Source organism: Terrabacter sp. 05T424, assembly GCF_056396225.1.
Window position 1 is genome coordinate 980,152 of sequence record NZ_JBFTLB010000001.1, and the last position, 24,723, is coordinate 1,004,874.

At 70.8% G+C, this 24,723-nt stretch carries 26 protein-coding genes; 18 read left to right on the plus strand and 8 right to left on the minus strand.

Features of this window, described 5'->3' with window-relative positions; all coding sequences use genetic code 11:
• From mreC to AC1DE0_RS04580, 4 genes are read left to right on the plus strand one after another with little or no spacing between them, the layout of a single operon-like run.
• Positions 1 to 864: a rod shape-determining protein MreC gene (gene mreC, locus AC1DE0_RS04565; RefSeq protein WP_478097555.1), complete on the plus strand. Its 864-nt coding sequence runs from the start codon at positions 1 to 3 to the stop codon at positions 862 to 864.
• Positions 861 to 1,361 carry a rod shape-determining protein MreD gene (locus AC1DE0_RS04570; RefSeq protein WP_478097557.1) on the plus strand — a complete coding sequence of 167 codons (501 nt, stop codon included), beginning with the start codon at positions 861 to 863 and terminating at the stop codon, positions 1,359 to 1,361. Before mreC ends, AC1DE0_RS04570 begins: the two co-directional genes overlap by 4 nt.
• Positions 1,358 to 3,400: a penicillin-binding protein 2 gene (mrdA, locus tag AC1DE0_RS04575; RefSeq protein WP_478097559.1), complete on the plus strand. Its 2,043-nt coding sequence runs from the start codon at positions 1,358 to 1,360 to the stop codon at positions 3,398 to 3,400. The genes AC1DE0_RS04570 and mrdA overlap by 4 nt, the downstream gene beginning before the upstream one ends.
• A gap of 60 nt (positions 3,401 to 3,460) precedes the next feature.
• On the plus strand, positions 3,461 to 4,597 hold the full coding sequence (locus tag AC1DE0_RS04580; RefSeq protein ID WP_478097560.1) for an FUSC family protein: 1,137 nt from the start codon (positions 3,461 to 3,463) through the stop codon (positions 4,595 to 4,597).
• Positions 4,598 to 4,742: 145 nt separating this feature from the next.
• Here the strand turns inward: AC1DE0_RS04580 and mctP are convergent, their stop codons facing one another.
• Positions 4,743 to 6,416 (minus strand): monocarboxylate uptake permease MctP, encoded by a 1,674-nt coding sequence (gene mctP / locus AC1DE0_RS04585; RefSeq protein WP_478097561.1) that lies wholly within the window; start codon positions 6,414 to 6,416, stop codon positions 4,743 to 4,745.
• Positions 6,413 to 6,733: a DUF3311 domain-containing protein gene (locus AC1DE0_RS04590; RefSeq protein ID WP_478097562.1), complete on the minus strand. Its 321-nt coding sequence runs from the start codon at positions 6,731 to 6,733 to the stop codon at positions 6,413 to 6,415. Before AC1DE0_RS04590 ends, mctP begins: the two co-directional genes overlap by 4 nt.
• Before the next feature lie 177 nt (positions 6,734 to 6,910).
• Here AC1DE0_RS04590 and lpdA point away from each other — a divergent pair, with 177 nt between their 5' ends.
• Both lpdA and AC1DE0_RS04600 read left to right on the plus strand, forming a co-directional pair.
• Positions 6,911 to 8,308 carry a dihydrolipoyl dehydrogenase gene (gene lpdA / locus AC1DE0_RS04595; RefSeq protein ID WP_478097563.1) on the plus strand — a complete coding sequence of 466 codons (1,398 nt, stop codon included), beginning with the start codon at positions 6,911 to 6,913 and terminating at the stop codon, positions 8,306 to 8,308.
• Between the two features lie 128 nt (positions 8,309 to 8,436).
• Positions 8,437 to 9,099 (plus strand): hypothetical protein, encoded by a 663-nt coding sequence (locus tag AC1DE0_RS04600; RefSeq protein WP_478097565.1) that lies wholly within the window; start codon positions 8,437 to 8,439, stop codon positions 9,097 to 9,099.
• 143 nt (positions 9,100 to 9,242) lie between these two features.
• On the opposite strand, the gene AC1DE0_RS04605 is transcribed toward AC1DE0_RS04600, so the two are convergent.
• Entirely contained in the window at positions 9,243 to 9,398 is a 156-nt protein-coding gene (locus tag AC1DE0_RS04605; RefSeq protein WP_478097567.1) for a DUF6131 family protein, read from the minus strand.
• 238 nt (positions 9,399 to 9,636) lie between these two features.
• Between AC1DE0_RS04605 and rpsO the strand changes: the two genes are divergently transcribed.
• Together rpsO and AC1DE0_RS04615 are read left to right on the plus strand one after the other, a co-directional pair.
• Complete coding sequence (gene rpsO, locus AC1DE0_RS04610) at positions 9,637 to 9,906, plus strand: 30S ribosomal protein S15 (RefSeq protein ID WP_020142650.1); 270 nt, start codon at positions 9,637 to 9,639, stop codon at positions 9,904 to 9,906.
• A 180-nt stretch (positions 9,907 to 10,086) separates the two neighbouring features.
• Positions 10,087 to 12,342, plus strand: coding sequence for a polyribonucleotide nucleotidyltransferase (locus AC1DE0_RS04615; protein ID WP_478097569.1), 2,256 nt, complete (start codon positions 10,087 to 10,089; stop codon positions 12,340 to 12,342).
• 73 nt (positions 12,343 to 12,415) lie between these two features.
• Here AC1DE0_RS04615 and AC1DE0_RS04620 read toward each other — a convergent pair whose 3' ends face one another.
• The gene (locus tag AC1DE0_RS04620; RefSeq protein ID WP_478097571.1) at positions 12,416 to 14,038 is read right to left on the minus strand and encodes an FG-GAP repeat domain-containing protein; all 1,623 of its coding nucleotides are present in this window, start codon (positions 14,036 to 14,038) and stop codon (positions 12,416 to 12,418) included.
• A 129-nt stretch (positions 14,039 to 14,167) separates the two neighbouring features.
• On the opposite strand from AC1DE0_RS04620, the gene dapB reads away from it, so the two are divergent.
• Positions 14,168 to 14,965 (plus strand): 4-hydroxy-tetrahydrodipicolinate reductase, encoded by a 798-nt coding sequence (dapB, locus tag AC1DE0_RS04625; RefSeq protein WP_478097573.1) that lies wholly within the window; start codon positions 14,168 to 14,170, stop codon positions 14,963 to 14,965.
• A 12-nt stretch (positions 14,966 to 14,977) separates the two neighbouring features.
• Entirely contained in the window at positions 14,978 to 15,841 is an 864-nt protein-coding gene (gene trhO / locus AC1DE0_RS04630; RefSeq protein ID WP_478097575.1) for an oxygen-dependent tRNA uridine(34) hydroxylase TrhO, read from the plus strand.
• A 128-nt stretch (positions 15,842 to 15,969) separates the two neighbouring features.
• Here the strand turns inward: trhO and AC1DE0_RS04635 are convergent, their stop codons facing one another.
• Genes AC1DE0_RS04635 through AC1DE0_RS04650 form a run of 4 tightly spaced genes read right to left on the minus strand, consistent with a single transcriptional unit; the run spans position 15,970 to position 18,040 of the window.
• Complete coding sequence (locus AC1DE0_RS04635; RefSeq protein WP_478097577.1) at positions 15,970 to 16,344, minus strand: MmcQ/YjbR family DNA-binding protein; 375 nt, start codon at positions 16,342 to 16,344, stop codon at positions 15,970 to 15,972.
• A 3-nt stretch (positions 16,345 to 16,347) separates the two neighbouring features.
• The gene (locus AC1DE0_RS04640) at positions 16,348 to 16,662 is read right to left on the minus strand and encodes an AzlD domain-containing protein (RefSeq protein ID WP_478097579.1); all 315 of its coding nucleotides are present in this window, start codon (positions 16,660 to 16,662) and stop codon (positions 16,348 to 16,350) included.
• Entirely contained in the window at positions 16,659 to 17,426 is a 768-nt protein-coding gene (locus AC1DE0_RS04645) for an AzlC family ABC transporter permease (protein ID WP_478097581.1), read from the minus strand. The genes AC1DE0_RS04640 and AC1DE0_RS04645 overlap by 4 nt, the downstream gene beginning before the upstream one ends.
• Positions 17,423 to 18,040: an N-acetyltransferase family protein gene (locus AC1DE0_RS04650; RefSeq protein WP_478097583.1), complete on the minus strand. Its 618-nt coding sequence runs from the start codon at positions 18,038 to 18,040 to the stop codon at positions 17,423 to 17,425. Before AC1DE0_RS04650 ends, AC1DE0_RS04645 begins: the two co-directional genes overlap by 4 nt.
• A gap of 95 nt (positions 18,041 to 18,135) precedes the next feature.
• On the opposite strand from AC1DE0_RS04650, the gene paaA reads away from it, so the two are divergent.
• The 8 genes from paaA to AC1DE0_RS04690 all read left to right on the plus strand — a co-directional run bounded on the left by paaA (position 18,136) and on the right by AC1DE0_RS04690 (position 24,593).
• Entirely contained in the window at positions 18,136 to 19,197 is a 1,062-nt protein-coding gene (gene paaA / locus AC1DE0_RS04655; protein WP_478097585.1) for a 1,2-phenylacetyl-CoA epoxidase subunit PaaA, read from the plus strand.
• On the plus strand, positions 19,194 to 19,502 hold the full coding sequence (gene paaB / locus AC1DE0_RS04660; protein ID WP_478097587.1) for a 1,2-phenylacetyl-CoA epoxidase subunit PaaB: 309 nt from the start codon (positions 19,194 to 19,196) through the stop codon (positions 19,500 to 19,502). Before paaA ends, paaB begins: the two co-directional genes overlap by 4 nt.
• Entirely contained in the window at positions 19,499 to 20,371 is an 873-nt protein-coding gene (gene paaC, locus AC1DE0_RS04665; protein ID WP_478097589.1) for a 1,2-phenylacetyl-CoA epoxidase subunit PaaC, read from the plus strand. The genes paaB and paaC overlap by 4 nt, the downstream gene beginning before the upstream one ends.
• An 11-nt stretch (positions 20,372 to 20,382) precedes the next feature.
• A complete protein-coding gene (gene paaD / locus AC1DE0_RS04670; RefSeq protein WP_478097591.1) occupies positions 20,383 to 20,877 on the plus strand; it encodes a 1,2-phenylacetyl-CoA epoxidase subunit PaaD in 495 nt (164 codons plus the stop codon).
• Positions 20,877 to 22,028 carry a 1,2-phenylacetyl-CoA epoxidase subunit PaaE gene (gene paaE, locus AC1DE0_RS04675; protein ID WP_478097593.1) on the plus strand — a complete coding sequence of 384 codons (1,152 nt, stop codon included), beginning with the start codon at positions 20,877 to 20,879 and terminating at the stop codon, positions 22,026 to 22,028. Before paaD ends, paaE begins: the two co-directional genes overlap by 1 nt.
• Positions 22,029 to 22,065: 37 nt before the next feature.
• On the plus strand, positions 22,066 to 23,157 hold the full coding sequence (locus tag AC1DE0_RS04680; RefSeq protein WP_478097596.1) for an FAD-dependent oxidoreductase: 1,092 nt from the start codon (positions 22,066 to 22,068) through the stop codon (positions 23,155 to 23,157).
• A gap of 94 nt (positions 23,158 to 23,251) precedes the next feature.
• The gene (locus AC1DE0_RS04685; protein WP_478097598.1) at positions 23,252 to 24,067 is read left to right on the plus strand and encodes a thymidylate synthase; all 816 of its coding nucleotides are present in this window, start codon (positions 23,252 to 23,254) and stop codon (positions 24,065 to 24,067) included.
• A 28-nt stretch (positions 24,068 to 24,095) separates the two neighbouring features.
• Positions 24,096 to 24,593 carry a dihydrofolate reductase gene (locus AC1DE0_RS04690; protein WP_478097600.1) on the plus strand — a complete coding sequence of 166 codons (498 nt, stop codon included), beginning with the start codon at positions 24,096 to 24,098 and terminating at the stop codon, positions 24,591 to 24,593.
• Positions 24,594 to 24,723 lie beyond the last annotated feature (130 nt).

Consider the following 24,723-nt stretch of genomic DNA (forward strand, 5'->3'; position numbering starts at 1 on the left):
ATGCCGTCGACCGCCCGCCGCCGCCTCCTCGTCGTCCTGGCGTCCCTGACCGTCGTCCTCATGCTGTCCGACCTCGCCGGGTGGGCCGTCGCCGACGGCGTGCGTCGGGCCGGCGGCCTCGTCCTGGGTCCGGTGCAACGTGCACTCGCCGGGGCCCAGCCCGACGAGCTCGCCGCCGTCGAGGCAGAGAACGTGCGCCTGCGCACCTTGGTCGCCGACCAGCAGCGACGTGCCGCCGACCTGGGGCGGCTCGACGAGCTGCTCGGGTCCGCCACGACGGCGGGCCGCCCCGTGCTGCMCGCCCGAGTGGTGGCGAGCGATGTGAGCCCGCTCGGTGGTCGCACCGTCACGCTCGACGTGGGCTCCCGTGACGGCGTCCGGGCCGATTCGACCGTCGTGTCCGCCGATGGCCTCGTCGGCCGGGTCGTCGCGGTGGCGCCGTGGACCAGCGACGTGCAGGTGCTGGGCAGCGCCGGCTCGGTCGTCGCCGTGCGCGTCGGGCCCGCCGGAACGCTGGGCACCGTCAGGTCCCCGGTGGCCGGCGAGGCCGAGTCCCGCCCGCGCGGGTCGCTCGGCCTGTCGACCATCGCTCCGGGCACGGCCGTCGTCGGCGACGTCGTGCGCACGCTCGGCAGCGTCGACGAGACGCCATATGCCGCAGGCATCGTCGTCGGCACGGTGACCGCAGTCGACCCCGACCGCGGTCAGCTGACGCGGGGTGCCACGGTGCGCCCGGCGACCGACCTCGACGCGATCGACGTCGTCGCCGTCCTCGTGCCGAGCCCTCGCTCGACGCCGAGGTCTGCGACGGCGTCCTCCGCCACCAGGACCTCGCCGTCGCGACCGGCAGGGGCGAGCCGGTGAGGCCGACGCTGCTGGGAGTGCTGCGCACGGCATACGTCGTCGGGGCGGCACTGCTCACAGCGACCCTGCTCCCGAGACTCGGCGTCCCGCAGGCGTGGCTGCCCGATCTCGTGCTGGTCGGGGTCGTGGCCACGGCGGTGCTGCGAGGGCCGGTGCACGGGGCGCTCGCCGGGCTGCTCGCCGGCTGGGTCGTCGAGCTGGTGCCTCCGGTGGGCAGCCCGCTCGGCCTGATGCCGATGGTCACCATGCTGGCCGGACTCGTCGCGGGCCTCTTCCGGCGCTCGTCGTCCCGCTCGTGGCTGCGGGCGCCTGCGGCGCTGCTCTGTGCGGCCGCCGTGGTGCTGGCGGGTCGTGTCGGCGCAGCCGTGCTCGCCGAGGGCGGCGTCGAGCCGGCCGTCGACGCCACCCGCCTCGTCTCGACCATGCTGCTCGGCGCCCTGCTGCTGCCGGGTCTGCTCGTGGTCGACCGGGCCCTGGTGCGTCGGAGGCTCGGATGAGCAGTCGCGTCCGGCTGAGGGTCCGGCGCATCCGTCGCGCGCCGGTGAGGCGGCGGGTCGGTGTGGCGGGCGTGGTGCTGGTGCTGCTTGTCACCCTGTTCGGGTTGCTTCTCGGCAGGCTCGGTCAGCTCCAGCTCGTCCAGGGCCCCGAGCTCGCGAGGACCGCGACGACGGTCAACACGCGCACGGTCGCCGAGCACGCCCTGCGGGGCCGCATCCTCGACAGCCGCGGCGTCCCCTTCGTCGGCAACAGCTTCAGCACGGTCGTCACGGTGGAGCGGGCCCAGCTCGTCGAGGCGAGGGACGGTGGCCGTGACCTCGTGGCCCGCGTCGCCGCCGTGCTCGGACTGCCCTTCGACCGGCTGTGGGGCAAGACGATGCTGTGCGGCACCGCGGGCGCACCCGCGGCGCCCGCCTGCTTCAACGGCTCTCCCTACGTGCCCGTCCCGCTGGCAACCGGGGTCGACGCGCGGCGCGCCCTCACCCTGGTCGAGCAGCCCGAGAAGTTTCCCGGCGTCGACGTCACCACCGCGCCTGCCCGCGAGTACTCCCGGCCAGCAGGGGCACTCGCCCCGCACCTGCTCGGCTGGGTCGCGCGCGCCAACGCCGACGAGGTCTCCGGAAGCGGCGGCCGTGTCGACGCCGAGGACCTCGTCGGTCGCTCGGGGCTCGAGGCGCAGTACGACTCGGTGCTGCGCGGCACCAACGGCCGCACCGTCGTGGCGGTCGACCCCCGGGGCCTCGTCACCGACACCGTCGACGTGACGCCGCCCGTCGCCGGTCGCGACGTCGTGACCCATCTGGACTCGCGCCTCCAGGCGCGCACCGAGGCGGCGCTCGCACGTGCCGTGACCCGTGCGCACTCGCTCAAGCTCCGGGCCGACACCGGTGCGGCCGTCGTGCTCGACGTGACGAACGGGGCGGTCGTCGCCGCCGCGAGCTATCCGTCGTACGACCCGTCGGCCTTCACAGGCGGCATCAGCAGCGCCGAGCTCGCGCGACTGACGAGCGCGGCAAACGGCAGCCCGTTGACGTCACGCCTGACTGCTGAGACGTTCCCGCCAGCCTCGACCTTCAAGGTCGTCTCGGTGCCGGCCGCGGTCAACGCTGGCGCGAAGCTCACCGGACGCTACGACTGCTCGCCCAACGTGTCGATCGGGGGGCGGCTCTTCAACAACTTCGAGTCCCGCGGCTACGGGCCGATCGACCTGCACAGGGCCCTCGTCGTCTCGTGCGACACGGTCTTCTACCGCCTCGCGTATGCCGCCTGGCTGGCCCAGGGCGGCCTCGCCGCTCCCACCACCGTCGCCGACCCGTTCGTGACCATGGCCAAGGCCTTCGGTCTCGGTCGGCGCACCGGCATCGACGTCCCCGGCGAGGCCGCCGGGCGCGTTCCCGACCGCACGTGGAAGGAGGAGTACTGGCTGGCGACGAAGGACGCCACCTGCCGACGGGCCGCCACCGGCTACCCGGACGTCGCGCGCACGGATCGCGTGCGTGCCGACTACCTCAAGGCGCTCGCCACCGAGAACTGCGCCACCGGCTACCAGTACCGCGCCGGCGACGCGGTGAACTTCTCGATCGGACAGGGTGACACGGCGGTGACGCTGCTGCAGATGGCTGGTGTCTACGCAGTTATCGCCAACGGCGGCACGCTGTGGCAGCCGCAGGTCGCGGCCGCCTACCGCGCGCAGGACGGCGTGACCACGCCGATCGCGCCGAAGCGCGTCGGCACCGTGCCGTTGCGCCCCGACGTGGTCGCGTACGTTCGCGCGGCGCTCGCCGACGTGACCCGACCCGGTGGCTCAGCGGGCACGGCGTTCGCGGGCTTCCCGCAGGCCCGCTACCCGGTCGCAGGCAAGACGGGCACCGGCGAGGTGTTCGGCAAGCAGGCCACCGCCTGGTTCGCGGGCTACGGCCCCACGACGAAGCCGAGGTATGCCGTCGTGGTCGTCGTCGGGCAGGGCGGGTCGGGTTCGAAGGTGGCCGCACCTGCCGTGCGCCAGATCTTCGATGCCATCCTTGCCCTGGGGCTGTAGGCCGCGCCGGCGACGGTGCGCCTGTGGTCGCGGACGACGACCTGACGAGAGGGTGCGAGCGTGGACGACTACCTGAGGAGCGACGCCCCGGTCATCCAGGTGCTCGACCGGGCCTGGGACCGCAGCCGGCTCAGTATGCGAACCCGGTTCGAGCGGCTCCGCACCCGAGCCTTCCTGCTCGTGCAGTCGGCCGTCGCCGCGGGTGTCGCGTGGTGGTTCGCGACCGACGTGGTCGGTCACCCGTCACCGTTCTTCGCTCCGATCGTCGCCGTGATCTGCCTCGGCATGTCCTACGGCCAGCGGCTCCGTCGCGTCTTCGAGGTCGCGATCGGGGTCGCCGTCGGCGTCTTCACGGCCGATGTCTTCGTCCACGTCGCCGGCAGCGGCCCCTGGCAGATCTCGGCCGTGGTGCTCGTGTCGATGGCCATCGCCACACTGCTCCACGGGAGCCCGGTGATCGTCACGCAGTCAGCCGTCCAGGGCATCGTCATCGCGGCCCTCGTCGCGAGTCCCGGCCAGGCCCTGAACCGCTGGACCGACGCCCTCATCGGCGGCGGCATCGCGCTCGTCGCTGCGACCGTCGTGCCACAGGCGCCACTGCGACGGCCCCGGGTGGCAGCGGCGGAGGCGGTGCGCAAGATCGCTGAGCTGCTACGTCGGGCCGCCGCCAGCGCGCGCGACGGCGACGTGCCGGCGGCAGCAGAGGTGCTCGCCTCGGCCCGCGCCACCGAGTCGCTGCTGCGCGAGCTCGGGTCGGCAGCCGACGAAGGGCTCTCGGTGCTCACCTCCTCGCCGTTCAAGCGGCAGCACGCGGAGGGCGTGCGCCGCATGGTCGACCTCGTCGATCCGCTCGACCGGGCGATGCGCAGCACCCGCGTGCTCGTGCGTCGGGTGACGATCGCGGTCGGGCGCGGTGAGTCGCTCCCGCCCGGCTACGTGGAGCTGATCCTCGAGCTGGCCGCGGCCACCGATGTCGTCGGCCGGGCCCTGTCCGAGAACAGCTCGCCCGAGATCGGGCGCTCGGCGATGCTGTCGGTCGCCCGCGGCACGGCCGCGCTACCCCGCACGTCGAGCCTCGCGACCGAGACCGTGCTGGCGCAGATCCGTTCGACGGTCGTCGACCTGCTCCAGGTCACCGGCCTCGACGTCGACCAGGCGGTCGCTGCGGTCCCGCCCGAGCGCCCCCGAGACGCCTGACCCGTCCTCTCCGATCGAGAGAACACTCCGTCTCGCCCCACTCCGATCAAGAAAGCACTCCGTCCCTCGCAAGGGACCGGGGGAGTGGTGGGCGCGACGGAGGGCCGGGTCCTCGCGGACCCGGCCCTCCGGCATACGTGATCGGTCAGTTCGACGGGGTGTACTCGTGCGGCCCCGTCTCGAGCTTCTGGACGCGCGGGTCACCCGCGTCGGCGAAGTAGTCGGCCGGGATCGTCTCGTCGACACCCTCGGGCGCCTTCATCGCCCGCAGGACCAGGGTGAGGATCGCTGCCACGATGACGTTGAGCGCGAACGCTGTCACGGCGATGTAGCCGAGCTGGCCGATGACGGGGATCGAGGCGACCGACCCGGCGAAGGGTGCCCCGGTCGCCTTGTTCGTCACGTTGTACGCGGCCAGGGTGCCGTAGACCATGCCGACGGCCCAGCCGCCGAGCAAGGCCCACCGGTGGAACCAGCGCGTGTAGAGGTAGAACACGAGCGACGGGAACGTCTGGAGGATCCAGATGCCACCGAGCAGCTGGAAGTTGATCGCGTTGCTCTTGTCGAGGGCGAGCACGAAGACCAGCGCGAACGCCTTGACGACGAGCGAGGTGAGCTTGCTGACCTTCGCCTCCTGCTTCGGCGTCGCGTCCGGCTTGATCCACGCCTTGTAGATGTTGCGCGTGAACGTGTTGGCCGCCGCGATCGACATGATCGCGGCCGGGACGAGCGCGCCGATGGCGATGGCCGCGAAGGCCACACCGGCGAACCACGACGGGAACATGTCCTCGAACAGCTGCGGGATGACGAGCTGGCCGTTGACCTTGCCATCGAGACCCACTGGCTTGGTGCCCGCGGCGATCGCGACCCAGCCGAGCAGGGCGAGCAGTCCCAGCAGGAAGGAGTACGCGGGCAGGATCGAGGCGTTCTTGCGGATCGTGTTGCGGTTCTTGGCCGAGAGGCTGGCCGTGACCGAGTGGGGGTACATGAACAGCGCCAGCGCGGAGCCGAGCGCGAGCGTGGCGTAGGCCCAGTACGCCTTCTCACCGGGCACGAAGACGTTCGGGTTGCCCGTGGCCGGGTTCTTCGTCGTCGTCATCTTGTCCTTGGCGGAATCGAAGATGTGGTCCCAGCCACCGACCTTCGACGGCAGGTAGATCACCGCGACGATGATGACGATGTAGATGAGGATGTCCTTGACGAAGGCGATGATCGCCGGTGCGCGCAGACCCGAGGTGTAGGTGTAGAGCGCGAGCACGAGGAAGGCGATGAAGAGCGGGAGGTCGTTGGCCACCCAGTTGCCGCCGCCACCGACACCCGCGACCTCGAGCACGGCCTGGATGCCGACGAGCTGCAGGGCGATGTAGGGCATCGTGGCGAGGAAGCCCGTGACCGCCACGGCGAGGGAGAGCCCGCGCGAGCCCGAGCGGCCGTGCACGAAGTCGGCTGGCGTCACGTAGCCATGACGGTGCGAGACCGACCACAGGCGTGACATGAACACGAAGATGATCGGGTAGAGCACGATCGTGTAGGGCACGGCGAAGAAGCCGTTGACGGCGCCGAACGCCCACATCGCCGCAGGCACCGCGACGAACGTGTAGGCGGTGTAGAGGTCACCACCGAGCAGGAACCAGGTGATCCAGGTGCCGAAGGAACGGCCGCCGAGGCCCCACTCCTCGAGGCTCTCCATGCTCTGGGGGCGCCGCCACCGGGCGGCCCAGAAGCCGGCCGCGGCCACGACCACGAAGAAGAAGATCAGGACGGTGAGCGCGACGCCGTTGACGCCGGTGTTGGTGGCCGCAGGGGCGATGGCGGTCATCGGGTGCCGTCCTCTCGGGGCTCGTCACGCAACGAGCCGTAGGAGTCCTCGTACGCGTCGCCCTCAGGGGCCATCGGGACGTGCGGGCGGGCCTTGAGCACGATGCGGTAGGCCGTGTAGGTCAGTGCGGAGCAGAGGATGACCCAGAGGAACTGGTACCAGATGAAGAATGGGAAGCCCGCAAGGCGCGGCTCGTCCTTGGCGTAGGTGCCGACCAGCATGAGGGCGACGATGGGTATGGCGAGGAGCACGCCGGCGAGGGCCAGAAGGCCCTTGTTCGCCGGTGGCGCCGGGTGGCGATGCGGAGTGGTGCTCACGCGAGTGACCTCCGATGGTGGGGCCGGATGAGTTCGGCCGTGCGTCGCGGAAACTTACTCTCGCCAGCGCGTCCCATGTGGCCTGCGACACAGCCATTTCCGCAGATGGCTGCTGATCGTGACGTACCCGGTGGACGCCGTCTCGAAGCCGCCACGCGCATGGATAGGCTGTGCGCCATGGCTGATTTCGATGTCGTTGTGCTCGGTGCCGGTCCCGGTGGCTACGTCGCGGCGATCCGCGCGTCCCAGCTCGGCAAGAAGGTCGCCGTCGTGGAGAAGCAGTACTGGGGCGGCGTCTGCCTCAACGTCGGGTGCATCCCGAGCAAGGCCCTGCTCAAGAACGCCGAGCTCGCGCACACCCTGACCCACGACAAGCAGAAGTACGGCATCGAGGGCGACGCCACGATGAGCTTCGGCCCGACGCACGCCCGCAGCCGCAAGGTCTCGGAGGGCATCGTCCGGGGCGTCCACTTCCTGATGAAGAAGAACAAGATCGAGGAGATCGACGGCTGGGGCACCCTGACGTCTGCCACCTCGATGGACGTCGCCCTCAACTCCGGCGAGCAGCGCTCGATCACCTTCGACAACCTCATCCTCGCGACCGGCTCCGTGACCCGGATGATCCCGGGTGTGCAGGTGAGCAAGAACGTCGTCACCTACGAGGAGCAGATCCTCGACCCCGAGCTGCCCGGCTCGATCATCATCGCCGGCTCAGGCGCCATCGGCGTCGAGTTCGCCTACGTCATGAAGAACTTCGGCGTCGACGTCACGATCGTCGAGTTCCTCGACCGCATGGTCCCCACCGAGGACGCCGACGTGTCCAAGGAGCTGCTCAAGCACTACAAGAAGCTCGGCGTGAAGGTCATGCTCGGCACCAAGGTCGAGTCCGTCGTGGACACCGGGTCCGGCGTCAAGGTCACGGTCAGCCCGGCGGCCGGCGGCGACCAGCAGGTCCTCGAGGCCGACCGCCTGCTGTCGGCCATCGGCTTCGCGCCGCGCACCGAGGGCTTCGGCCTCGAGGCGACGGGCGTCGAGCTCACCGAGCGCGGCGCCATCGCCATCGACGAGTACGGCCGCACCAACGTCCCCAACGTCTACGCGATCGGTGACGTCACGGCCAAGCTCATGCTCGCCCACGTGGCCGAGGCCATGGGCATCGTCGCCGCCGAGACGATCGCCGGCGTCGAGACGATGGCGGTCGACTTCCGCTTCATCCCGCGGGCCACCTTCTGCCAGCCGCAGATCGGGTCGATGGGGCTGTCCGAGGCGCAGGCGAAGGAGGCGGGCCACGACGTCAAGACGGCGACGTTCCCGTTCTCCGCCAACGGCAAGGCCATGGGCCTCGGCGAGTCCGTCGGCTTCGTCAAGGTCATCGCCGACGCCGAGCACAACGAGATCCTCGGCGCCGCCCTCATCGGCCCCGACGTCACCGAGCTGCTCCCGGTGCTCAACCTCGCGCAGACGTGGGACCTCACCGCCGACGAGGTCTCGCGCACCGTGTTCGCGCACCCGACCCTCGGCGAGGCCGTCAAGGAGGCCGTCCACGGCATCGCGGGCCACATGATCAACTTCTGAGTCACGGTGAAGGCGACGAGGGCGTATGCCGTCCGGTCGGCTAACGAGGGCGCTCCCGCTGTGCGGGGGTGCCCTCGCGTCTATCCTGCTGGCCGTGGCGCTTGGGGGGGTGCACGACGCAAACCCCTGTGCCGCAGCCCGGCCCGAGCGACCCGACGGGCGGCGCATCCCTCGTCACGGGGATGACGGCGGTTCCCGAGCAGGTGACCTGCTTCGTCGAGAAGGATCTGTCGACAGGCCCGCCGGTGCAGCCGGCGGAGATCTGGCCGGGCGCGGCGGAGGTGCGCGCGGCAGCCTCGCGCATCACGAGGCACGACGCCCCCGGCTGTCACCCGACCGCCACGCCACCGACCACCTGCGACGGCGTCACCTTCCCCTGGGTGTTCGCCCAGGAGCGTGAGATCTACTCGTGGACCGGAGCCCGCTCGGTGGTCTCCGGCATTGCCGCCGCGCGGCTCGCGACCGAATCCGACCTCTCGAAGGGCAACGTCGCGCTCGAGTACGTCCTGCTGAGGTTCGACCCCGGTGATCCGGCGCGGGGCGCGACCGGCGAGCTGCTCGCCGACCTCGTCCGACGCTGCGGCGGTGGCCGACCCGGCACGCTCGGCGGGGTCAGGGGACTCGTCGCGACCCAGATGAGCATCTTCGGCTCTGGCAACGACAAGGGGCGCGGGGTGCTCGTCTCCGGGGGCGCCGACGTGCTGTGGCTGATGGTCGACGGCGCCGCCTGGTCGACCGACTCCGAGCGGCGCGCCCTCGGGCTGGCGGCCCAACGGCTTCGCGTGGGCTGACGCGGGGCCGGCACCCCTCTTCCGCCCGGGCATACGGCACGGCATACGGCATACGGCATACGCCGCGGCGAATGCCGGAACAGAAGAGACGCCCCCGCGAATCTCGCGGGGGCGTCCTCGTGTGCGCGGCTCGTGCGGCCCGATCAGTACCAGTGCTTTCGGCCACCGATGGCGCGACCCGTCGCACCGAGCAGGAACAGGACGGCACCGACGACGATCAGGATGATGCCGATCGTGGTGAGGATGCTGATCTTCACCAGGATGCCGATGAGCAGCAGGATGAGTCCAAGAATGATCATGGTGTCGCGTGACTCCTTCAGATGTTGTCCCCGAGCACTGGGTTCGTACCCGGCCGGCCCATGGGACCCACGCGGGGTCGGTCACGAAACGGTTACGCCACGGGCGCCGGGTCGATTAGGGGGCCACCTCGAGCGCTGTTACCCTTGGAGACGCCGTAGTCCGGCCGCGGATCGATAGCGCCCAGGTGGACATGCCCTGGAGCACCGCGCAACGAGATGAGAAGGAGTCGGTTCATCCATGCCTTTGGACGCTGACGTGAAGAAGCAGATCATGACCGAGTACGCCACGGTCGAGGGCGACACCGGCTCTCCCGAAGTCCAGATCGCGATGCTGACGCAGCGCATCAAGGACCTCACCGAGCACGCTCGGGCCCACAAGCACGACCACCACAGCCGTCGTGGTCTCCTCCTGCTGGTCGGCCGCCGCAAGCGCATGCTGCGCTACCTCGAGGCGACCGACATCGAGCGCTACCGTTCGCTGATCAAGCGACTCGGCCTGCGTCGATGAGTTCGTGACGAAAGGCGGTCCCGCGTCAACGCGGTGACCGCCTTTCGTCGTAGGTGCCCTCGGGCGGCGACCGTCGCTCGAGGCACCAGGGCCAACCGGCCCGAAGAAGGAACAGCACACAAACCGGGCACACAACGACGATGTGCACGGGCACTTGAGAAAAAGAAAGCGAGGGCCCACATGGAGGGTCCAGACATCACCTTCGCCGAAGCCGTCATCGACAACGGCAGCTTCGGCACCCGCACGGTCCGCTTCGAGACCGGACGCCTGGCCAAGCAGGCCGGCGGCGCCGTCACGGCGTACCTCGACGACGACACGATGCTCCTGTCGACCACGTCCGCCGGCAAGCAGCCGAAGGACCAGTTCGACTTCTTCCCGCTGACGGTCGACGTCGAAGAGCGCATGTACGCCATCGGCAAGATCCCCGGCAGCTTCTTCCGCCGCGAGGGCCGTCCCTCGACCGAGGCGATCCTCACCTGCCGCCTGATCGACCGCCCGCTGCGCCCGACCTTCAAGAAGGGTCTGCGCAACGAGGTCCAGGTCATCATCTCGGTGTTCTCGCTGAACCCCGACCACCAGTACGACGTGCTCGCGATCAACGCCGCGAGCGCCTCGACGCAGATCTCCGGCCTCCCGTTCTCGGGTCCGATCGGTGGCGTGCGCGTCTCGCTCATCGACGGCCAGTGGGTCGCCTTCCCGAACTTCTCCGACATCGAGCGCTCGGTCTTCGACATGGTCGTCGCCGGTCGTGTCGTGCCGGGTTCGAATGGTGACGACGTCGCCATCATGATGGTCGAGGCCGAGTCCACCGAGTCGACCTGGGACCTCGTCAAGAACGAGGGCAAGCAGGCGCCGACCGAGGAGGTCGTGGCCGAGGGCCTCGAGGCCTCCAAGAAGTTCATCAAGGCGCTCTGCGACGCCCAGGCCCAGCTCGCGGCCGAGGCCGCCAAGCCGGTCCAGGAGTTCCCGGTCTTCCTCGACTACGAGGACGACGTCTACGCCGCCGTCGAGTCCGCCGTCGAGGCCGACACGACCACTGCCCTGACGATCGCCGGCAAGCAGGAGCGCGAGGAGCGCCTCGACGAGATCAAGAACGCCGTCAAGGCGCAGCTCGCCGGGCAGTTCGAGGGGCGTGAGAAGGAGGTCTCGGCCGCCTTCCGCTCCGTGCAGAAGAAGCTCATCCGCCAGCGCATCCTGCGCGACAAGGTCCGCATCGACGGCCGTGGCCTCGCCGACATCCGCGCCCTCGGCGCCGAGGTCGAGGTCCTGCCGCGCGTGCACGGCTCGGCCATCTTCGAGCGTGGCGAGACCCAGATCATGGGTGTCACGACGCTCAACATGCTGAAGATGGAGCAGATGGTCGACACCCTGTCGCCCGTCACGCGCCGTCGCTACATGCACAACTACAACTTCCCGCCCTACAGCACCGGTGAGACCGGCCGCGTCGGTTCGCCGAAGCGCCGCGAGATCGGTCACGGCGCCCTGGCCGAGCGTGCGCTCATGCCGGTCCTGCCGACGCGCGAGGAGTTCCCGTACGCCATCCGTCAGGTGTCCGAGGCGCTCAGCTCCAACGGCTCCACCTCAATGGGTTCGGTCTGTGCCTCGACCCTCTCGCTGCTCAACGCCGGTGTGCCGCTGCGCGCCCCGGTCGCCGGCATCGCGATGGGCCTCGTGTCCGACACCGTCGACGGTGAGACGCAGTACGCCGCGCTCACCGACATCCTCGGTGCCGAGGACGCCTTCGGCGACATGGACTTCAAGGTCGCCGGCACCAAGGAGTTCGTCACGGCCATCCAGCTCGACACGAAGCTCGACGGCATCCCGGCCACCGTGCTGGCCGGCGCGCTGACCCAGGCCCGCGACGCGCGACTGCACATCCTCGACGTGATGGCCGAGGCCATCGACGTGCCCGACGAGATGAGCCCGTACGCCCCGCGCATCATCACGGTGAAGGTCCCCGTCGACAAGATCGGTGAGGTCATCGGCCCGAAGGGCAAGATGATCAACCAGATCCAGGACGACACGGGCGCCGACATCTCGATCGAGGACGACGGCACGGTCTACATCGGTGCGGTCGACGGCCCGTCGGCCGAGGCGGCTCGCGCGGCGGTCAACGCCATCGCGAACCCGCAGATGCCCGAGGTCGGCGAGCGCTTCCTCGGCACCGTCGTCAAGACGACGACGTTCGGCGCGTTCGTCTCGCTGCTGCCCGGCAAGGACGGCCTGCTGCACATCTCCGAGGTGCGCAAGCTGGTCGGCGGCAAGCGGATCGACAACGTCGACGATGTCGTCAAGATCGGCCAGAAGATCCAGGTCGAGCTCAAGGAGATCGACCCGCGCGGCAAGCTCAGCCTCGCCGCGGTCCTCCCTGAGGGTGAAGGCGACAAGGCCGGCGACGCCGCGCCCGTCGACGCCGACGCTCCAGCCGAGGTCTGATCTCACCGGTCCCAACGGATCCAGAGCGGCCCGTCACCCCTGCGGGGGTGGCGGGCCGCTCCGTCGTCCGGCGTCAGAAGATCGCGTTCGCGATGTTCCATCCCGTGCTGACGAGCCGCGGCGGCGACCACCCGTTCGTCGCCGTCCGGGGGTAGAGGAACAGCTGGCCGGCGCCGTTGCGGGCCAGGACGTCGCCGACCCGGTCACCGGTGAAGTCACCCGGAGACATGAGGGCGGTGAACTGGTTCCACCCCGCGCCGACCCGCACGGGCGCGCCGAAGCCGCCTGTTCCGGTGCCGACGAGCAGCCACAGGAACCCGGTAGACCGCTCCCGCGCCATGAGGTCCGGCCTGCCGTCGGTGCTGACGTCGCCGACCGGGACGAGGAGGTCGTAGCGGTTCCAGCCGGTCGCGAGGCGGACCCTGGCGCCCAGCCCGCCGCGACCGTTGCCGGGGTAGAGGAAGAGGTCGCCGGTGGAGGCCTGGCGGGCCAGCAGGTCGACCCGCTGGTCACCGTTGAGGTCGCCCGGCCCGACGATGGCGTTCATGACGTTCCAGCCGGTGCCGAGCAGGACCGCGGGAGCGATGAACGCGCCCTTCCCGGTGCCCCGGAACATCCACAGGTAGCCGTTCGTGCGCTGTCGCACGACGACGTCCGGGCTGCCGTCGCCGCTGAGGTCTCCGACCGTCTCGAGCGCGCTGTAGGCGCTCCAGTTCGACCCGATGGTGACGCCGGCCGAGTGGCTCCCTCTGCCGTCGCCGGCGTAGAGCTTCAGGGCTCCGGACGTCCATCGCGCGATCACGTCGCCGCGCCAGTCCCCGTTGAAGTCACCGGTGGAGGCGGTGAGGGTAGAGGCAGGCAGGGGCAGCGAGGCGACGTCGTAGGTGCCACACGTGCGGTCGAAGTCGGACACGGCGTCCCACCACTGGGCGAGGTACACCTGACCCCCCGAGAAGCTCGCCTGGGTGCACCGGTCGAGCGCCTCGGTGGGGTAGTCCAGCGTGCCGGCCGTGGCCCAGACCGGGACGCCCGGCAGCCACCACGACCCGGTGATCGACTGCCAGCCGGTCGTGTTGGCGTACAGGCCGTAGGAGAGCCCGGAGTCACGCAGTCCACGCATGATGCCCTCGATGACGTAGCGGTTCTCGACCCGCTGGGCGGTCGTGCTCGACGGCCAGGGCTGCCTTCGCGGGGCGGTGTCGCGCGGCTCGACGTCGATCCACACCATCCGGGGCTGCCAGCCGGCGACGCGACGGATGGTCGCGGCGGCATACGTCGCCTCGGCGTAGCCGACGTTCGACAGCCGGCCTGCCCGGGTGCTTGCCGACCAGGGGCCGCTCGAGGCGTACGCGGTGAGCTGGGCTGCCGTCGGGAAGCCCGCCATCGTGTACGCGTGCGTGGGCTTGGCCAGTCCTTGCGCCCAACCCGCCTGGGTTGCGACACAGGGGTTCTCGGTGAAGGGGAGCCCGTTGGTCAGGCCGATGACGACGAACTGGGTCGAGGCCGGCGGGAACGTCGAGGGGCACTGGGGCCACGAGATGTCCTGCCCGAGCAGCACTGCGGCCGATGCGCTCGGAGTGCCTGGTGCACCCGGCGCGACGAGGAGTCCGAGCACCACGCCGATGGCCGCGAGCGGGATGAGGGCCAGGCGTCGAAGCCGGGGCGAGATCCATGGGTGGCTTGACGATTCGAGCATGCGGACCACTTCCTCCGTCCTTCCAGTGTGCGCCTGCTGCGTCACGCCGGGGGAGTCCTGTGACCGAGCAGTCCGGATGCCGTCGGACAGGGTGCCGGCGTGGGACGGGGTGCTCGTTAGGCTGGCCCGGTGACCGACGCGACCGATACGACACGACAGCCGCAGCGCCAGCTCAAGGTCGCCGTCATCGGCGCGAGAGGCCGGATGGGCGCCGAGGCCGTGCGTGCCGTCGAGGCGGCTGACGGGCTCAGCCTCGTCGGTGCCTACGGCTCGAAGGACGATCTCGGCGACGTCGGCGGAGCGGATGTGGCGGTCGAGCTCACCGTCCCCGATGCCTCACCGGCGAACGTGGCCCACTGCGTCGACCGCGGCATCCACGTCGTCGTCGGCACGACCGGCTGGGACGAGGGGCGGCTCGACGTGCTGCGTCGCCAGCTCGCCGATGCGCCCCCCGCCGGCACCGGCGCAGGCGTGGGTGTGCTCATCGCGCCCAACTTCGCGATCGGGGCGCTGCTGCTGATGTCCTTCGCCGCCAAGGCCGCCCCCTTCTTCGAGTCGGTCGAGGTCATCGAGCTGCACCACCCGGCCAAGGTCGACGCGCCGTCCGGCACCGCAGCCCGCACGGCGGCGATGGTCGGACAGGCACGGTCCCAGGCCGGCTGCCCGCCCGTACCCGACGCGACCACCCACGACCCCGACGGCGCCCGTGGGGCCACGGTCGACGGCATACCCGTGCACTCCGTTCGGCTGCGTGGCCTCACCGCCCACCAGGAGGTGCTGCTCGGCAACGTGGGCGAGATGCTGACGCTCCGGCACGACTCGTTCGACCGCAGCAGCTTCATGCCGGGGGTCGTCGCGGCAGTGCGCGCCGTCGGTGACCACCCGGGGCTCACGGTCGGTCTCGAGCACTACATCGGCCTCGCCTGACGGGGCGACCGCGTGGCCATCCCGAAAGTCGTCCTGTTCTACGCGTTCCGGCCGATCGCCGACCCTGAGGCGCTGCGCCTGTGGCAGCGCGACCTCTGCGAGGGTCTGGGCCTCCGTGGGCGGATCCTACTGTCCCGTCACGGGATCAACGCCACCGTCGGCGGCGACGTGACGGTGCTCAAGACGTACGTCCGCAAGACCCGGGAGTACGCACCGTTCCACGACATCGACGTGCGGTGGAGTGACGGGACCGGGCTCGACGCGCAAGGTCGGAGCCTCGACTTCCCGCGGCTCGTCGTCAAGGCGCGCGACGAAATCGTGTCGTTCGGCGTGCCCGACGAGGTCGTCGTCGACGAGAACGGCGTCGTCGGCGGCGGCAGGCGCCTGAGCCCCGACGAGCTCGACGCGCTCGTCGCTCAGCGGGGCGACGAGGTGGTGCTGCTGGACGGCCGCAACGCCGTCGAGGCGGAGGTGGGGCGTTTCCGTGGCGCCGTCGTGCCCGACGTCCGGAACACGGCCGACTTCGTCCGTGAGCTCGACTCCGGGCAGTGGGACGACCTCAAGGGACGTCCTGTCGTCACCTACTGCACGGGCGGCATCCGCTGCGAGGTGTTGACCAGCCTCATGCGCTCACGCGGCTTCGACGAGGTCTACCAGCTCGATGGCGGCATCGTGCGCTACGGCGAGCAGCGTGGCGACCGTGGGCTGTGGGAGGGCCACCTCTACGTGTTCGACGAGCGCATGACGGTCCCGTTCTCCGACGCGGCCGTCGACCTCGCGGCCTGCTCGGTGTGTGGTGAGCCGACGAGCCGGGTCGCCAACCGTGAGGACCTGCCCGGGAGGCCGCTCCGGCCCGTCTGCGACGCCCACGCCTGAGCGCCGACCCCGGCCTCGGCCGCCGACGTCACCCGGTCCGCCGCGACATATGAACTCGCCCCGTCGTGGGACCGGCCAGCGTGCGAACGCCGCCGTTCGCGTACTTGGTGTGTCGGCGTGGCCCGAGGTCAGCCGTCGGGGTGATCGAGCCGGGCGCGCACATCGTCGGGTGCCCGCATCCGCCAGGCGTCGGTGACGAGCTCCTCGAGGCGGTCCGTGTCGACCCGCTCGAGCCACACCATGACGAGCGGCGAGCCGTCGTAGGCCGGCGTGGTGAAGAAGAGGTGCGGCTCGCCGAGCACGAGAGCCTGCTTCTCCGCCTCGTCACCGACGTAGAGAACCGCGACGTCGGTGCGAATGAGGCGGCGCTGCCCGGGTCGGCGCTCGGGGTAGGACCAGACGAAGCCGTGCCCGCCGACCCGGAAGTCGAAGCCGTCGCTCGGGATCTCCTGGACCGCCGGGAGCGCCAGGGCCAGGCGACGGACGTCGTCGGCGACGGCCACCGCTCAGCCCCAACCGAGGTGGCGAAGGAGTGCTGCCGTGCCGGCGCCGAGCACGACGACGACGATGAACGGCGCTCGCAGCAACAGGGCCACGACGGCGACCCCGACCGCGGCGAGGCGCGCGTCGACCGTCAGCGACCCGTCCCTCTGCGTCAGCGTCTGCGTCGCGATGAGCGCCGCGAGAAGGGCGATCGGCAGCGCCGCGGTGACCCGCTTGACCCTGGGGTCGTCGAGGATGCTCGCCGGCACGAGGTAGCCGGCGAGCTTGAGCCCGAAGGCGATCACGGCGGCCACGAGGACCGCCACCCACATCGTCACGCGTCACCGCCGTCCCGTGACATGCGGACCTCCGGCGTCTGCGAGCCGTCCGCCGGCGATCCGCCGCGGGGTGCTCGCAGGACGAGGAGTGCCGCGAACGCCGCTGCCAGCACGGGGACGCCGGCCGGCAGGCTCGGCGAGAGGACGACGGCGACGACAGCGGCGATCGCGGCGACGCCCACCGCGTCGCGACTGCGCAGCCGCGGCCAGAGCAGGGCGGTGAAGGCTGCGCAGGCCGCGGCGTCCAGGCCGTAGGCGCGCGGGTCGCCGAGCCGGTTGCCGAGCAGCGCGCCGCCGAGTGTCGTGAGGTTCCAGAGGACGAACACCGACGCGCCAGTGAGCCAGAAGCCGAGCCGGGAAGCGCGCACGGCGTCCTGTGAGACCGCCACCGCCGTCGACTCGTCGATGGTCAGGTGGGCCGCGCCGAGGCGCCGCACGCCCCGGACCCCGAGCAGCTGGGTGAGCTCGAGGGCATAGAGGCCGTTGCGCACGCCGAGCAGGGACGACGCCGCGATGGCTGCGGGGGCGGCCTGCAGACCCCCCGCGACGATGCCGATGAAGGCGAACTGCGAGCCGCCCGTGAACATCAGCAGCGACAGCGCCACGGCCTGCCAGACGTCGAGCCCGGCGGTGACGGCGAGGGCACCGAAGCTGAAGCCGTAGGCGCCGGTCGCGACGCCGACCGACAGCGCCTCGCGGATGACGAGCCGGCGCTGACCCGGCTCGAGGTCCTCGAGTCGCTCGTCGTCGACCTGGTGGCTCACTCCGATGCCACGGAGGCGCTCAGCCTCAGCTCCCGGGCTGTCGCGCCGTCCTCGCCGACCACGCGCTCGCGGTGCGCCCCGTCAACCACCATTCCCGCATCGGTGAGAAAGGCGCGAGTGCTGTCGTCGCCCGCCAGCAGCCAGGCTGCGAGCTCGTCGCGGCCGCGGGCCCGGGCCGTGTCGACGACGGCGTGCAGCAGGCGAGATCCGTGGCCCTGGCGGCGGGCGTCGGGGTGCACACCGAGCACGAGCAGCTCGGCCGTGCCGGGACCGGCATCGGCGTCGTCCGATGCCCCCACCGCGGCGAAGCCGACGACCTGCTCACCAGCACAGGCCACGAGCAGCACGCCGTCGCCCGACTGCTCACCCTCGAGGGTCGCCCGCCAGGCGTTGGCGAAGGGCCGCGGCTCGAACGCGGCGACGATCTCGGGAGCGAGCACGCCGGCATACGCCTCACGGAAGACGACGGCCTGCACGAGGCCCACGGCCGGTGCGTCCGACGCCCGGGCCACCCGGACGCTCGCGTCGGCGACGGGGCCCCGCTCGGGGTCGTGGGCGGGTGCGTGGTCATGCGCGTGCTCGTGCGGATGGGCGTGCTCGTGATCGTGTGCCACCCCGGCATCCTCTCAGTTCGGGCGGGAGGGCCCGAGCCGTGCCCACGGCGCACCCGGCTTTGGCAGCGTCGCCGCCCATCTCGCATACTGGACTCATGTATGGCAACGACGTCATCGACCCGAACGAGCCGCTGAACGCGGCCGAGACCGACGCGTACGACGCGGCGGCGGCGCACGACGACCAGCGCGACGGGTCCGATGCCGTCGGTGACGACTTCGACGCCCTCATCGCGGCCGACCAGCGCATCGAGCCGCGCGACGCGATGCCGGAGAAGTACCGCGAGACCCTCATCCGGCAGATCGCGCAGCACGCGCACTCCGAGATCATCGGCATGCAGCCCGAGGGCAACTGGATCACCCGCGCGCCCAGCCTGCGTCGCAAGGCCATCCTCATCGCGAAGGTGCAGGACGAGGCGGGCCACGGCCTCTACCTCTACAGCGCGGCCGAGACCCTCGGCATCGACCGGCAGGAACTGCTCGAGCGCCTCCACGACGGCCGCCAGAAGTACTCCTCGATCTTCAACTACCCGACGCTGACCTGGGCCGACTGCGGCGCCATCGGCTGGCTCGTCGACGGTGCGGCGATCATGAACCAGGTGCCGCTCTGCCGCTGCTCCTACGGCCCCTACGCCCGCGCGATGATCCGCGTGTGCAAGGAGGAGAGCTTCCACCAGCGGCAGGGCTTCGAGATCCTCTGGAACCTCATGCGCGGCACCGGGGCGCAGCAGGCGATGGCCCAGGACGCCGCGAACCGTTGGTGGTGGCCGGCGCTCGCGATGTTCGGCCCGCCCGACACCGGTGACGCGGCCAAGGGCGGCGGCCACACCGAGCAGTCGATGGCCTGGGGCATCAAGCGGTTCGCCAACGACGACCTGCGCCAGAAGTTCGTCGACATGATGGTGCCGCAGGCCGAGAAGCTCGGCATCGTGCTGCCCGACCCCGAGCTGCGCTGGAACGGCGAGCGCGGCCACTACGACTTCGGCGAGATCGACTGGGACGAGTTCTGGCAGGTCCTGCGCGGCGACGGCCCCTGCAACGCCGAGCGCATCACGCACCGCCGCAGCGCCCACGAGGAGGGCGCCTGGGTGCGTGAGGCAGCCAACGCGTATGCCGCCAAGCAGGCGACCCGAGACAAGCAGAAGGAGAGTGCCGCGTGACCGAAGCACCCGAGAGGGCGTCCGAGAGGAGCTGGCCGCTCTGGGAGGTGTTCGTCCGTGGCAAGCGAGGGCTCTCCCACGTCCACGTCGGCTCGCTCCACGCACCCGACGCGACGTTCGCGCTGCGCAACGCGCGCGACGTCTACACCCGCAGGCAGGAGGGCGTCTCGATCTGGGTCGTGCTCGCCGACGACGTGACGGCGAGCAGCCCGACCGAGAAGGACTCCTTCTTCGACCCGGCCGCCGACAAGATCTACCGGCACCCGACGTTCTACGACGTGCCCGAGGATGTCGAGTACCTATGACCACCCCGCACAGCTCTCCGCTTCGCTCCGATACGTCGCGGGGACCCCAGCCGAGCACCCCGGCCGGCGCGACTGACGACACCGCGCTGCCAGGCGCTGCCGAGAACTCGCCGGGTCCCCAGCCCTATGCCGCCTACCTGCTCGGTCTGGCCGACGACGCGATGGTCTACGCCCAGCGGCTGGGGGAGTGGATGACCAACGCCCCCCAGATCGAGGAGGACATGGCGCTCGGCAACATCGCCCTCGACCTGCTCGGCCAGGCGCGCGGGCTCTATCCGTACATCGGGTCCATCGACGGCACCGGCCGCGGTGAGGACGACTTCGCGATGGTGCGCGACGAGCGCGAGTGGCGCAACGTCCACCTCGTCGAGCAGGAGCGTGGTGACTTCGCCGACGAGATGGCGCGCCTGCTGTGGTTCTCCGCCTACCAGGTCGAGCTGCACACGGCCCTCACCGGCTCCACCGACGACGTCGTGGCCGGGGTGGCTGGCAAGGCCCTCAAGGAGGTGCGCTACCACCTCGACCACGCGTCGTTGTGGGTCGTCCGGCTCGGCGACGGCACCGACGAGTCGAAGCGGCGCATGCAGGCTGCCCTCGAGCGCGTGCTGCCCTATCTCGCAGAGCTGTTCGACGACGACGAGGCCTCGGTGCAGGCGGCCGGGCTCGGCGCTGGCGTGCTGCCTTCTGCCCTGCACGACCCCGTCGTCGCGCGCGTGACGGCCGTCGTGTCAGAGGCGACGCTGACGCTGCCCGACGGGTCGCCCTGGCGTTCGCGCGGTGGCCGGTCGGGTGTGCACTCCCGGCCCATGGGCTACCTCCTCGCCGAGATGCAGCACATCGCCCGGTCGCACCCCGGGGCGACGTGGTGACAGTCGTGGCAGTGGACTCCGCTGTCGCAGAGGCGATCTCACGCATCCCTGATCCAGAGGTGCCTGTCATCAGCATCGCCGACCTCGGCATCCTGCGGTCGGTCGAGATCGACGAGGCGTCACGCTCGGTCGTCGTCACCATCACGCCGACCTACAGCGGGTGCCCGGCGATGGAGGCGATCGCGTCACGCATCGTCTTCGAGGCAGACACCCACGGGTATGCCGCCGACGTGCGCACGCTGCTGTCGCCACCGTGGACCACCGACTGGATGACCGATGAGGGCAAGGCCGCTCTGCAGCGCTTCGGCATCGCACCGCCCGGGCCGGTCGAGGCGGGGGAGACGCGTGGCCCGGTGGCGTTGACCCTCTCGCGTCACGTCGTCGCCTGTCCACGGTGCGGCTCCGACGACACGACCGAGATCGCCCACTTCGGCTCGACCGCGTGCAAGGCCCTGCGCCGCTGCAACGCGTGCCTCGAGCCCTTCGACGAGTTCAAGGCCATCTGATGACCGACGTCTCCACCCAGTCCGCCGCCGGCCAGGGTGCCCCGGCCGGCACTGCCGCCGTGCGCCACCGCGCCCGGTTCCACCCGCTCACCGTCGCGAAGGTCGAGCGGCTCACCGAAGAGGCCGTCGCGGTCACCTTCGAGGTGCCCGAGCACCTCGTCGACGAGTTCGTGTTCGAGCCGGGCCAGCACCTGACGCTGCGCGCGACGATCGCGGGCGAGGACGTGCGCCAGTCCTACTCGATCTGCCAGTCGCGTCGCGCCGATCCGGCCGGCCGCCGGCTCCGGGTCGCCGCCGCACAGGTGCCTGAGGGGCGCATGTCCACCTGGCTCAACGGCGGGGTCTCGCCCGGCGACGTCGTCGAGGTCATGACCCCCGCCGGCTCGTTCACCTGCCCAACCCGGCCCGACGGCATACGCCATCACGTCGCGATAGCGGCGGGCTCGGGCATCACGCCCGTGCTGTCGCTGCTGACCAGCGCGCTCGAGGAGGAGCCCGGGTCACGCGCGACCCTGCTCTTCGGCAACCGGCGCACGAGCACGATCATGTTCCTCGAGGAGCTCGAGGACCTCAAGAACCGCTTCCCGGGGCGCTTCCACCTCGTCAACGTGCTCTCGCGCGAGGCGCAGGACGTCGAGCTCTTCTCGGGGCGACTCGACCCCGAGCGCCTGTCCGCGATCTTCTCGTCGCTGCTGCCCGTCGACTCGGTCGACGAGTGGTACCTCTGCGGACCGTTCGGCCTCGTCACCGGGGCCGAGGCACTGCTCAAGGAACGCGGTGTCGACGGGCACCACATCCACCACGAGATCTTCCACGTCGACGACGGCACCGAGCCCCGCCGCAAGGTCGTCGTCGACGACTCCGCGCCGCCCGAGGCGACGGTCACCGTGAACCTCGACGGTCGCACGACGGTCATCCCGATGCCGAGCCGCGAGGAGACGGTTCTCGACGCCACGCTCCGGGCCCGCCCCGACGCGCCGTTCTCGTGCACCAACGGTGTCTGTGGCACCTGTCGCGCGCGCCTCGTCTCCGGCGAGGTCCGGATGGACCGCAACTACGCGCTCGAGCCCGAGGAGGTCGCCGCCGGCATCGTCCTCGCCTGCCAGAGCCACCCGGTCACCGACGAGGTCTCGCTCGACTACGACGCCTGACGGGAAGAGCGCGCGGTCGTTGCGCGTTCAACCAGTCGTGGAGCGCGTGGAGGTCGTCGTCATCGGTGCAGGTCAGGCCGGCCTGTCGGCGGCGTACCACCTGCAGAGGCTCGGCGTCGGCCCCTTCGTGGTCCTCGACGCCAACGACGCCCCGGGTGGCGCGTGGCAGCACCGCTGGGACAGCCTCACCATGCGCGACGTCCACGGAGTCGCAGACCTACCCGGTATGCCGTTGGGCGAGGTGGACGACAGCGCCCGGGCCAACGTCGTGGTGCCGGCCTACTTTGCGGCCTACGAGCGACACTTCGACCTTCCGGTGGAGCGACCAGTCGGCGTGCGGGGCGTCGAGTCAGTCGACGACGACGGACTCCTGCGGGTGGAGAGCAGCCTGGGCAGGTGGCTGGCACGCTCGGTCGTCAACGCGACCGGCACGTGGGAGACCCCTTTCCGCCCGTACTACCCGGGCATCGAGACCTTCCGTGGGCGCCAGCTGCACACTGCCGACTACGCCGGACCCGAGGAGCTCTCCGGCCTCCGGGTGGTGGTCGTCGGTGGCGGCGCCTCCGCCGTGCAGATCCTCGGCGAGCTCGCCCCGGTGGCACGCACGATCTGGGTGACCCGACGCGAGCCGGTCTGGCGCACAGGACCGTTCACCGAAGAGGCCGGGCGCCAGGCCGTGGCCCTGGTCGAGGAGCGAGTGGCGCGTGGACTGGCCCCGCAGAGCGTCGTCAGCGTGACGGGACTGCTCCTGCGTCCGCAGGAGTCGCGTGCGGCCGAACTCGGGGCGTACGACCGTCGCTCGATGTTCGAGCGCATCGAGCCCGACGGGGTGCGGTGGGCCGACGGGTCGTTCGAACCCGCCGACGTGATCCTCTGGGCGACCGGGTTCCGCCCGACCGTCGGGCACCTCGCCCCGCTTCACCTTCGGAGCCCGCACGGCGGCATACGGCTCCGGGCGCCCTACGACCCACACACCTTCACGACCTCGACCGCCGACCCCCGCATCCACCTCGTCGGCTACGGTCCATCGGCCTCGACGATCGGCGCCAACCGGGCCGGGCGGGCTGCGGCCCGCGCCGTCCTCGACCAGCTGGCGGCTCAGCATCCCGAGCAGGCCCGCACCGCCTGACTGGCCACAGGGTTCGATGTATCACCCGGTCACATACGACGCGCTGATACATCGATCCGATGGGGAGTCGGTGGGGCGGGTTACGCTTCCGGACGTGCGGCAGTACCTCGACCTCCTCGACCACGTCCTGACCCACGGTCAGGAGAAGTCCGACCGGACGGGCACCGGCACGCTCAGCGTCTTCGGGCACCAGATGCGCTTCGACCTCGCCGACGGCTTCCCGGCCATGACGACGAAGAAGCTGCACCTGCGCTCGATCATCGGCGAGCTGCTGTGGTTCCTGCGCGGCGACACCAACGTGCGTTGGCTCCAGGAGCGCGGCATCTCCATCTGGGACGAGTGGGCCGACCCTGCCACGGGCGACCTCGGCCCGATCTACGGCTACCAGTGGCGGTCCTGGCCTACCCCCGACGGCCGCCGCGTCGACCAGATCGCCAAGGTCATCGAGCAGATCCGCACCAACCCCGACAGCCGCCGGCTCATCGTCTCGGCGTGGAACGTCGCCGACGTCGACGACATGGCCCTGCCGCCGTGCCACACGATGTTCCAGTTCTACGTCTCGCCGCCCGGCGCCGACGGTCGACGACGGCTCTCGTGCCAGCTCTACCAGCGCAGCGCCGACATCTTCCTCGGCGTCCCGTTCAACATCGCCAGCTACGCGCTGCTCACGCAGATGGTCGCGCAGCTGACCGACCTCGAGCCCGGCGAGTTCGTGCACACCCTGGGCGACGCGCACCTCTACCTCAACCACCTCGAGCAGGCACGCCTGCAGCTGAGCCGCGCGCCCCACGCCCTCCCCACGATGCGCATCACACCCGGCAAGACGAACATCGACGACTTCGACCTCGACGACTTCGAGCTGGTCGACTACGTCGCCGACCCGGGCATCAAGGCCCCCATCGCCGTCTGACCCGCGGCCGTCTGGGAGCCTTGGCGCCATGTCCACCGTGCTGCCCAACGTCACGATGATCGCCGCCGTCGGGCGCAACGGCGTGATCGGTGACGGACTGACCATGCCGTGGCACCTCTCGGAGGACCTGAAGTTCTTCAAGCGCACGACCATGGGCCACCCGATGGTGATGGGACGGCGCACCTTTGACTCGATGGGCGTGCTGCCGGGCCGGCGCAGCATCGTGGTCACGCGCAGCCCCGACTGGAGCCACGACGGAGTCGAGGTCGCCCACTCGCTCGAGGATGCGCTCGACCGCGTCGCCGGCGAGAGCGAGGTCTTCGTCGTCGGCGGGGGAGAGGTCTACCGCCTCGCCATGCCGTATGCCGCCCGCCTGCTCGTCACCGAGATCGACCAGTCACCCGAGGGCTCGGTCACCTTCCCGCAGATCGACCCCGAGGTCTGGGTCGAGACGGCCCGCGACGCAAGGACGGGCTTCGCGTGGGTGACCTACGAACGTTCTTCCGGCAGGTCCGGCACCCCCTGAAAAAAGTTCGGCGCAGCTGTAACGGCTCCGGCGCAGCGTCGATGTAGGGGGTGGCGAGGCACTACTCGGACCCCCGAGCGAGTAGTGCCTCGCCTTTGCGCTCGCCCGCGGGCATCCCTCGACAGCCCGC